The organism is Oryzihumus sp., from assembly GCF_036391795.1.
Classification (GTDB): domain Bacteria; phylum Actinomycetota; class Actinomycetes; order Actinomycetales; family Dermatophilaceae; genus Oryzihumus.
This window is the reverse complement of the sequence record NZ_DASVZH010000013.1, coordinates 1-7,906: the sequence shown is the minus strand read 5'-3', so window position 1 is coordinate 7,906 and position 7,906 is coordinate 1. Positions and strand designations below refer to the sequence as shown.

Below are 7,906 nucleotides of genomic sequence, written 5' to 3'. Positions count from 1 at the left end.
TTCGTCAGCCTGCTCGTCGGCATCGCCGTCATCGTGGCCGGCCTGACCTTCTTCCCCGCCCTCGCCCTCGGACCGATTGCTGAGGCCCTCGCATGAACCGCCACACCCTGGTGGCCACCATCCCGCAGGCGTTCGTCAAGCTCGACCCACGTCACCTGTTCCGCAGCCCCGTCATCTTCGTGGTCTGGGTCGGGTCACTGAGCACGACCGTCCTGTCGGTGCTGCACCCCTCGACCTTCGCGATCTCCATCACCGCGTGGTTGTGGATCACGGTCCTGTTCGCCAACTACGCCGAGGCCGTGGCCGAGGGCCGCGGCAAGGCCCAGGCCGCCACGCTGCGCAAGGCGCGCAAGGAGACCGTGGCGCGGCGCCTGCTGCCCGACGGCGGCACCGAGACGGTGGCCGGGTCCGAGCTGCGGATCGGCGACCGCGTGGTCGTGGAGGCCGGCGAGGTCATCCCGGGTGACGGCGACGTCGTCGACGGCGTCGCCACGGTGGACGAGTCCGCCATCACCGGCGAGTCCGCACCGGTGATCCGCGAGTCCGGCGGCGACCGGTGCGCGGTGACCGGCGGCACCACGGTCCTCTCGGACCGGATCGTGGTGCAGGTCGCCACCAAGCCGGGCGAGACCTTCCTGGACCGGATGATCTCCCTGGTCGAGGGCGCCTCACGGCAGAAGACCCCCAACGAGATCGCGCTCAACATCCTGCTCGTCGTGCTGACCATCATCTTCCTGATCACCGTCATGGCGATCCAGCCGCTGGCCGCCTACTCCGGCCGGGAGCAGTCGATCATCGTCCTGGTGGCGCTGCTGGTCTGCCTCATCCCGACCACGATCGGCGCCCTGCTGTCAGCCATCGGGATCGCCGGCATGGACCGCCTCGTCCAGCACAACGTGCTGGCGATGTCGGGCCGCTCGGTCGAGGCCGCGGGCGACGTCTCCACCCTGTTGCTGGACAAGACCGGCACGATCACCCTCGGCAACCGGCACGCGACCGAGATCGTCACGGTCGGTGAGGCCACCAACACCGAGCTGGCCCACGCGGCATACCTGGCCAGCCTGGCCGACGGGACCCCGGAGGGGCGGTCCATCGTCGACCTGACCCGCACGCACCTGTCCGACGAGGACGCCGTCTCCGCCGAGCAGCTGGCCACCACGGGGGCGCAGTTCATCGACTTCAGCGCAGCCACCCGCATGAGTGGGGTGGACCTGCCCTCGGGGGTGCAGATCCGCAAGGGCGCGACGACGTCGGTCTCGCAGTGGGTGCTGGAGAGCGGCGCCAGGGTGCCGGGTGCGCTGCAGCAGGTCGTCGACCACATCAGCCAGTCCGGCGGCACCCCACTGGTGGTCGCCCGCCGCGACGGCGACGGCCCCACGGTCGTGCTCGGCGTCGTCCACCTCAAGGACGTCGTGAAGCAGGGCATGCGCAAGCGGTTCCGGGAGCTGCGCGCCATGGGCATCCGCACCGTGATGATCACCGGCGACAACCCCCTCACCGCCGCGGCCATCGCCAAGGAGGCCGGTGTCGACGACTTCCTCGCCGAGGCCACGCCCGAGGACAAGATGGCCCTGATCAGGAAGGAGCAGGAGGGCGGCCGCCTCGTGGCCATGATGGGCGACGGCACCAACGACGCCCCGGCCCTGGCCCAGGCCGACGTCGGTGTCGCGATGAACACCGGCACGTCGGCCGCCAAGGAGGCCGGCAACATGGTCGACCTCGACTCCGACCCCACCAAGCTCATCGAGGTGGTGGCTATCGGCAAGCAGCTGCTCATCACCCGTGGTGCGCTGACGACGTTCTCCATCGCCAACGACGTTGCCAAGTACTTCGCGATCATCCCCGCGATGTTCCTGGCGGTCTTCCCGGGGCTGAACAGCATCAACGTGATGCGGCTGCACAGTCCCCAGTCGGCGATGCTCTCCGCGGTCATCTTCAACGCCCTCATCATCGTGGCGCTGATCCCGCTGGCCCTGAAGGGCGTCCGCTACCGCCCGGTCGGGGCGGGGGCGATGCTCCGCCGCAACCTGCTGATCTACGGACTCGGCGGCGTCATCGCCCCGTTCATCGGCATCAAGGCCATCGACCTGTTCATCTCGCACCTCCCCGGACTGGGCTGATCTGCCATGACGTTCATGCGACAGCTGGGCGCCTCCGCCCGGATGATCCTGCTGCTCACCCTGGTCCTCGGAGCCCTCTACCCCGCCGCCATCTGGGGTATCGGCCAGGTCGTCCGGCCGTCGGCAGCCAACGGCTCCCTCGTGGAGCGCGGCGGGCAGGTGGTCGGGTCCAGCCTGATCGGCCAGAGCTTCACCGGACCCCAGTGGTTCCAGGGCCGCCCGTCGGCCGTCGGCTACAGCGGCGACGCCAGCGCGGCGTCCAACCTTCCCGCCGACGACCCGCGGCAGGTCAAGGCCGTGGCCGAGCGCAAGGCCGCCCTGCTCAAGGCGAACCCGCAGGCCACCGGCGCCATCCCGGCCGACGCGCTCACCGCCTCTGCCAGTGGCCTGGACCCGCACATCTCGGTCGCCTACGCCCTGTGGCAGGTGCCGCGGGTCGCCGCGGCCCGGCACCTGTCTGCGGGCCAGGTGCGCACGCTCGTGGACGAGCACACCCAGGGCCGGTCCCTCGGGTTCCTCGGCCAGCCGCGGGTCAATGTCCTCGAGCTCAACCTTGCCCTCGACTCGCTCGGCTCCCGGTGACCTCACCCGAGCGTATGCCGCGACCCGCCGCCGCCTCGTGCGCGCGGCGGGCCGCGGGTTAGGGCGAGAATCAAGCCATGGCACGGGGCACACTGCGCATCTACCTCGGGGCGGCTCCCGGGGTGGGCAAGACCGTGGCCATGCTCTCGGAGGCGCACCGGCGTCGGGATCGCGGCACCGACGTCGTGGTCGGCCTGGTCGAGACGCACGGGCGCACCTTCACCGCCCAGCTGCTCGAGGGCCTGGAGCGCATCCCGACCCGGGAGATCGAGTACCGCGGGGCCACCTTCCGGGAGCTGGACGTCGACGCGGTCCTCGCCCGCCGGCCGCGGGTCGTCCTCATCGACGAGCTGGCCCACACGAACGTGCCCGGGTCGCGTCACGCCAAGCGCTGGGAGGACATCGAGGAGGTCCTCGACGCCGGCATCGACGTGATCTCCACGGTCAACATCCAGCACCTGGAGTCGCTCAACGACGTCACCGAGGCGATCACCGGCGTCCGCCAGCGGGAGACGGTGCCCGACGACGTGGTGCGCGCCGCGGACCAGATCGAGCTGGTCGACATGTCACCGGAGGCGCTGCGCCGCCGGATGGCCCACGGCAACGTCTACGCCGCGGAGAAGGTCGACGCGGCGCTGTCCAACTACTTCCGGGTGGGCAACCTCTCGGCGCTGCGCGAGCTGGCGCTGGTGTGGCTGGCGGACCGGGTCGACGAGGCCCTGGAGCGCTACCGCCACGACCAGGGCATCTCCGAGACCTGGCCGGCCCGCGAGCGGGTCGTCGTCGCCCTCACCGGCGGCCCGGAGTCGGACGCCCTGCTGCGGCGCGGTGCACGGATCGCCTCCGCCGGCGCCGGCGGGGAGCTGGTCGCGGTCTACGTGGCCCGATCCGACGGCCTGGTCGGCGCGAGCCTGGAGCAGCTGGCCGAGCAACGCCGGCTGACCGCCGAGCTCGGCGGCACGTTCCACACCGTCTCCGGCGACGACGTCGCCGAGGCGGTGCTGGAGTTCGCCCGCGGCGTCAACGCCAGCCAGATCGTCATCGGGGTCAGCCGGCGCTCGCGCTGGCAGTCCCTGCTGAGCAGGGGGGTCGGCGAGGCCGTCGTCGCCGGGTCCGGCGACATCGACGTGCACATCGTCAGCCACGGCGAGCACCACCGTGGCGTGCAGCAGGTGCTGCCGGAGTGGACGGTCGGGCGCCAGCGCACCATCGCGGCATGGTTGATGACCCTCATCGGCCTGCCGCTGCTCACGTGGAGCCTGGCGGCGACCCGGGGCCGCCACGACCTGCCGCTGGAGATGCTGCTCTTCCTCGCCCTCACCGTGGCCGCGGCCCTGGTCGGCGGCATCTGGCCCGCGGTGTTCACCGCCGTGGTCGGCAGCCTGCTGCTCAACTACTACTTCACCCCGCCTCTGCACACGTTCAGCATCGAGAACCCCGCCAACGCCCTGGCCGTCCTCGTCTTCGTCATGGTCGCCGTGTCGGTGTCCTCCGTCGTGCACATCAGCGCACTGCGGGCCAGCAAGGCCCTGGCCGCCCAGCAGGAGTCCCGCATCCTCGCCCAGCTGGCCCACTCGCTGCTGGGCACGCCCGAACAGCTCCCCACCCTGCTGGAGCAGGCCCGCGACACGTTCTCCATGCGCACGGCCGCCGTCGTGCGGCGCGCCTCGGTGCGCGACCCGTGGGAGGTGCTGGCCGCCACCGAGGGCTTCGACGTGGCGATGGTGGAGGGTGCCGAGGTGCGCTCCCGCGTCAACGACACGACCTTCCTGGTGATGACCGGAAGGGTGCCCCCGGCCAGCCAGGGCCGCCTGGTGTCCGCCTTCGCCTCGCACGCCGCAGCGATCCTCACCCGCGAGGAGCTGGTCGAGGAGGCACGAGCGGCCAGCGCGCTGGCCAAGGACAACCGCACCCGCACCGCGCTGCTCGCGGCCGTCTCGCACGACCTGCGCACCCCGCTGGCGGGCATCAAGGCGGCTGTGTCCAGCCTGCGCCAGACCGACGTCACCTGGTCGGCTGAGGACGAGGCTGAGCTGCTGGAGTCCATCGAGGCATCCGCGGACCGGCTCAACGTCCTGATCGGCAACCTGCTCGACATGTCCCGCCTGCAGTCCGGCACCGTCGCACCGCACCTGCTGCCCCTGCACCTCGACGAGGTCGTGGCCGGCACGGTCGCCGCGCTGCCGGACGGTCAGCGCGTGCGCACGTGGATCCCGCACGAGCTGCCCCCCGCGCTCGCCGACGCCGGGCTGCTCGACCGCGTACTGGCCAACGTGCTGGAGAACGCCCTGCGCCACTCCCCCGGCCGTCAGGAGGTGGTGGTCAACGCCAGCCGGATCGGCGGCCACCTGCAGCTGCGCGTGGTGGACCGCGGCAGCGGGGTCCCGGACAGCGCCAAGGAGGGCATCTTCGCCCCCTTCCAGCGCTTCGGCGACGTGCCCCGCGGCAGCGGCGTCGGGCTGGGGCTGGCCGTGGCCCGGGGTCTGGCCGAGGCCATGAACGGCTCCCTGACCGCCGAGGACACCCCCGGCGGCGGGCTGACCATCGTGGTCGACCTGCCCGTGGCGGGCGACCGGTCGGCCGGCGCGATGCCGCCGGAGCAGGCACCGGAGGCTGCCCCGACCGGGGGCGCCGTGGGCAGGGAGGCCTCATGACGTTCGTGCTGGTGGTCGATGACGAGCCGCAGATCGTGCGCACCCTGACGATCAACCTGCGGGCACGCGACTACGAGGTCGAGTCCGCCGGCGACGGCCGGTCCGCCCTGCAGGTGATGCAGGAGCGCACGCCCGACGTCGTGGTGCTCGACCTGGGCCTGCCCGACATGGACGGAGTGGAGGTGCTCCAGCAGATCCGCGCCACCTCCCAGATCCCCGTGGTCGTGCTGTCCGCGCGTCAGGAGTCCGACGACAAGGTGGAGGCGCTGGACGCCGGCGCGGACGACTACGTCACCAAGCCGTTCGGGATGGACGAGTTCCTCGCCCGCGTCCGGGCCGCGGTGCGCCGCGGCCCGTCTGACACCCCCGAGGCGCCGGTCGTGACCACCGCGGACTTCACCCTGGACTTCGGCGACCACCGCGCCACGCGGGGGCAGGACGAGGTCCGGCTGACCCCCACCGAGTGGCGGCTCCTCGCTGCGCTGGCCCAGAGCCCTGGTCGGCTGGTCACCCACGCCGACCTCCTCCGCGCCGCGTGGGGCCCGGCCTACGGGCGTGAGTCCAACTACCTGCGGGTCTATGCCAACCAGCTGCGGCGCAAACTCGAACCCGACCCCAGCCACCCGCGATACCTGGTGACGGAGCCCGGCATCGGCTACCGGCTCAACGTCTGAGGCTCACCGGGCCGGGTGGCTGTCGGCGTACGCCCGCAGCGTTGCGCCCACCTGCGCGGCCAGGGCCACTGCCACGAGCCGTTCGGCGCGGGTGGTCGCCGCGCCCGCCAGCGGCGTCATGAGGAAGCGGCCCATGAACCGCCCGCCGCTCTCGACGACCAGCTCGGTCTCGTCCTCGACCGGCAGCTCGAGGACGTCCGCGTCGAGCAGGGCCGCCCCGATGCGCAGGCGCCCGTCCGACTCGATGCGGGGACGGCCGAGGCCGGAGTCGTAGACGAAACGGCAGCGGTCGAGGTGGAGCACGTCGGCCACCTGCTCGCACGCGGTGTCGACCAGCGACGAGGGTGAGCTCGTGCCCGCCGAGGCCGCAGTGGCGATGGTCTCCAACCCCTGCAGGTAGCCCTCACGCCGGGACGCCGCAGCCTGCTGGCGACGGCCCCACTGGGCCACCTCGGTGACCGCGACACCGACCGCGAGCAGCAGGAGCAGCGTCTCGACGTCGTCGGGTGAGGTGATCGTCAGGCGCTGGTAGGGCTGGGTGAGGAAGAAGTCGAACCACACGCCGGCCGAGGCAGCGGCCACGATGCCGGGCCAGCGCCGGCCAAGGCTGGCCACCCCCACCACCACGATGACCAGGACCAGCGCCACGCTCGTGTTGGCGACGGTGTCCCGGACCGGGACCGCGAGGACGCAGACGGCCAGAGGCACCACCACGGCCGCCAGCCAGAGCAGCCGCACCCGGAGCAGGTCACGTGTCATGACTTCGTTGTAACCCCGGCCCGCCCCGGGGGACAGGGACCTTCGCGTCAACGCCGCGTCAAGGTTGCATCAAGGCACCCGGGCGGTATGCCGTGCCCCTGACCGCGGGTGCCGCGCCGGCACCGGGTCGGGCGCCAGGACCGTGCCGGCTCAGTCGCGTCCGGTCAGCGACCAGGCGTCCTCGTCGTCGGCCTCGACCTCTTCGTAGCCCTCGGGGGCCAGCGAGTCACGGGTCGCGCCGCCGAGCGGGGCGGGTGCGGCGGCGGTCTCGGCCTGGTCGAAGACCGGCTCGGGGTCGGGCACCTCGTCGCCGCGCATCAGCGCCAGCGTGGTCGGCAGGTCGTCGGCCTTGACGAGCACGTCGCGCGCCTTCGACCCCTCGGAGGGGCCGACGACGCCACGCGACTCGAGCAGGTCCATGAGCCGGCCGGCCTTGGCGAAGCCGACGCGCAGCTTGCGCTGGAGCATCGAGGTCGACCCGAACTGCGTGGTGACCACCAGCTCGGTGGCCTGCAGCAGCAGGTCGAGGTCGTCGCCGATGTCGTCGTCGACCTGCTTCTTGGCCGCCACGACGGTCACGTCCTCGCGGTAGCTGGGCTTGAGCTGCTCGGTGACGTGGGCGACGACCTGCTCGATCTCGGACTCGGTGACCCACGCGCCCTGGACGCGCATCGGCTTGCTCGCCCCCATCGGCAGGAAGAGCGCATCACCCTGGCCGATGAGCTTCTCGGCGCCCGGCTGGTCCAGCACGACCCGCGAGTCGGCCAGCGACGACGTCGCGAACGCCATCCGCGAGGGCACGTTGGCCTTGATCAGGCCGGTGACCACGTCGACCGAGGGACGCTGGGTGGCCAGGACCAGGTGGATGCCGGCGGCGCGCGCGAGCTGGGTGATGCGCACGATCGACTCCTCGACGTCGCGCGGGGCCACCATCATCAGGTCGGCGAGCTCGTCGACGATCACCAGCAGGTAGGGGTAGGGCTGGATCTGGCGCTCCGAGCCCGGCAGGGGCTTGACCTTGCCGGCCTTGACCGCCTTGTTGAAGTCGTCGACGTGCTTGTAGCCGAACGCCGCCAGGTCGTCGTAGCGGGTGTCCATCTCGCGGACGACCCACTGC

Annotated in this window: 7 protein-coding genes; 5 read left to right on the top strand and 2 right to left on the bottom strand. The window is 71.9% G+C overall.

All coding sequences use genetic code 11. The annotated features are described in order from the left end of the window. The first annotated feature begins 33 nt into the window (after positions 1 to 33). The 5 genes from VF825_RS00595 to VF825_RS00575 all read left to right on the top strand — a co-directional run bounded on the left by VF825_RS00595 (position 34) and on the right by VF825_RS00575 (position 6,030). Complete coding sequence (locus VF825_RS00595; RefSeq protein WP_414695730.1) at positions 34 to 96, top strand: hypothetical protein; 63 nt, start codon at positions 34 to 36, stop codon at positions 94 to 96. Beyond that, positions 93 to 2,120, top strand: a complete 2,028-nt coding sequence (gene kdpB, locus VF825_RS00590; protein ID WP_331109020.1) for a potassium-transporting ATPase subunit KdpB — start codon at positions 93 to 95, stop codon at positions 2,118 to 2,120. Before VF825_RS00595 ends, kdpB begins: the two co-directional genes overlap by 4 nt. A 6-nt stretch (positions 2,121 to 2,126) precedes the next feature. Continuing rightward, positions 2,127 to 2,702: a potassium-transporting ATPase subunit KdpC gene (kdpC, locus tag VF825_RS00585; protein WP_331109018.1), complete on the top strand. Its 576-nt coding sequence runs from the start codon at positions 2,127 to 2,129 to the stop codon at positions 2,700 to 2,702. A 77-nt stretch (positions 2,703 to 2,779) separates the two neighbouring features. Further along, complete coding sequence (locus tag VF825_RS00580) at positions 2,780 to 5,356, top strand: sensor histidine kinase KdpD (protein WP_331109016.1); 2,577 nt, start codon at positions 2,780 to 2,782, stop codon at positions 5,354 to 5,356. Beyond that, a complete protein-coding gene (locus VF825_RS00575; protein ID WP_331109014.1) occupies positions 5,353 to 6,030 on the top strand; it encodes a response regulator transcription factor in 678 nt (225 codons plus the stop codon). The genes VF825_RS00580 and VF825_RS00575 overlap by 4 nt, the downstream gene beginning before the upstream one ends. A gap of 3 nt (positions 6,031 to 6,033) precedes the next feature. Here the strand turns inward: VF825_RS00575 and VF825_RS00570 are convergent, their stop codons facing one another. Continuing rightward, a complete protein-coding gene (locus VF825_RS00570) occupies positions 6,034 to 6,789 on the bottom strand; it encodes a DUF4118 domain-containing protein (protein WP_331109012.1) in 756 nt (251 codons plus the stop codon). Between the two features lie 150 nt (positions 6,790 to 6,939). After that, positions 6,940 to 7,906: FtsK/SpoIIIE domain-containing protein (locus VF825_RS00565; RefSeq protein ID WP_331109010.1), on the bottom strand; the 967-nt coding region annotated here is incomplete at its 5' end.

What these genes read in the sequence shown, in the direction of transcription:
- VF825_RS00575 (WP_331109014.1), top strand. Translation starts at nt 5,353, where the DNA reads ATGACGTTCGTGCTGGTGGTCGATGACGAGCCGCAGATCGTGCGCACC.
- kdpC (WP_331109018.1), top strand. Translation starts at nt 2,127, where the DNA reads ATGACGTTCATGCGACAGCTGGGCGCCTCCGCCCGGATGATCCTGCTG.
- kdpB (WP_331109020.1), top strand. Translation starts at nt 93, where the DNA reads ATGAACCGCCACACCCTGGTGGCCACCATCCCGCAGGCGTTCGTCAAG.
- VF825_RS00570 (WP_331109012.1), bottom strand. Translation starts at nt 6,789, where the DNA reads ATGACACGTGACCTGCTCCGGGTGCGGCTGCTCTGGCTGGCGGCCGTG.
- VF825_RS00580 (WP_331109016.1), top strand. Translation starts at nt 2,780, where the DNA reads ATGGCACGGGGCACACTGCGCATCTACCTCGGGGCGGCTCCCGGGGTG.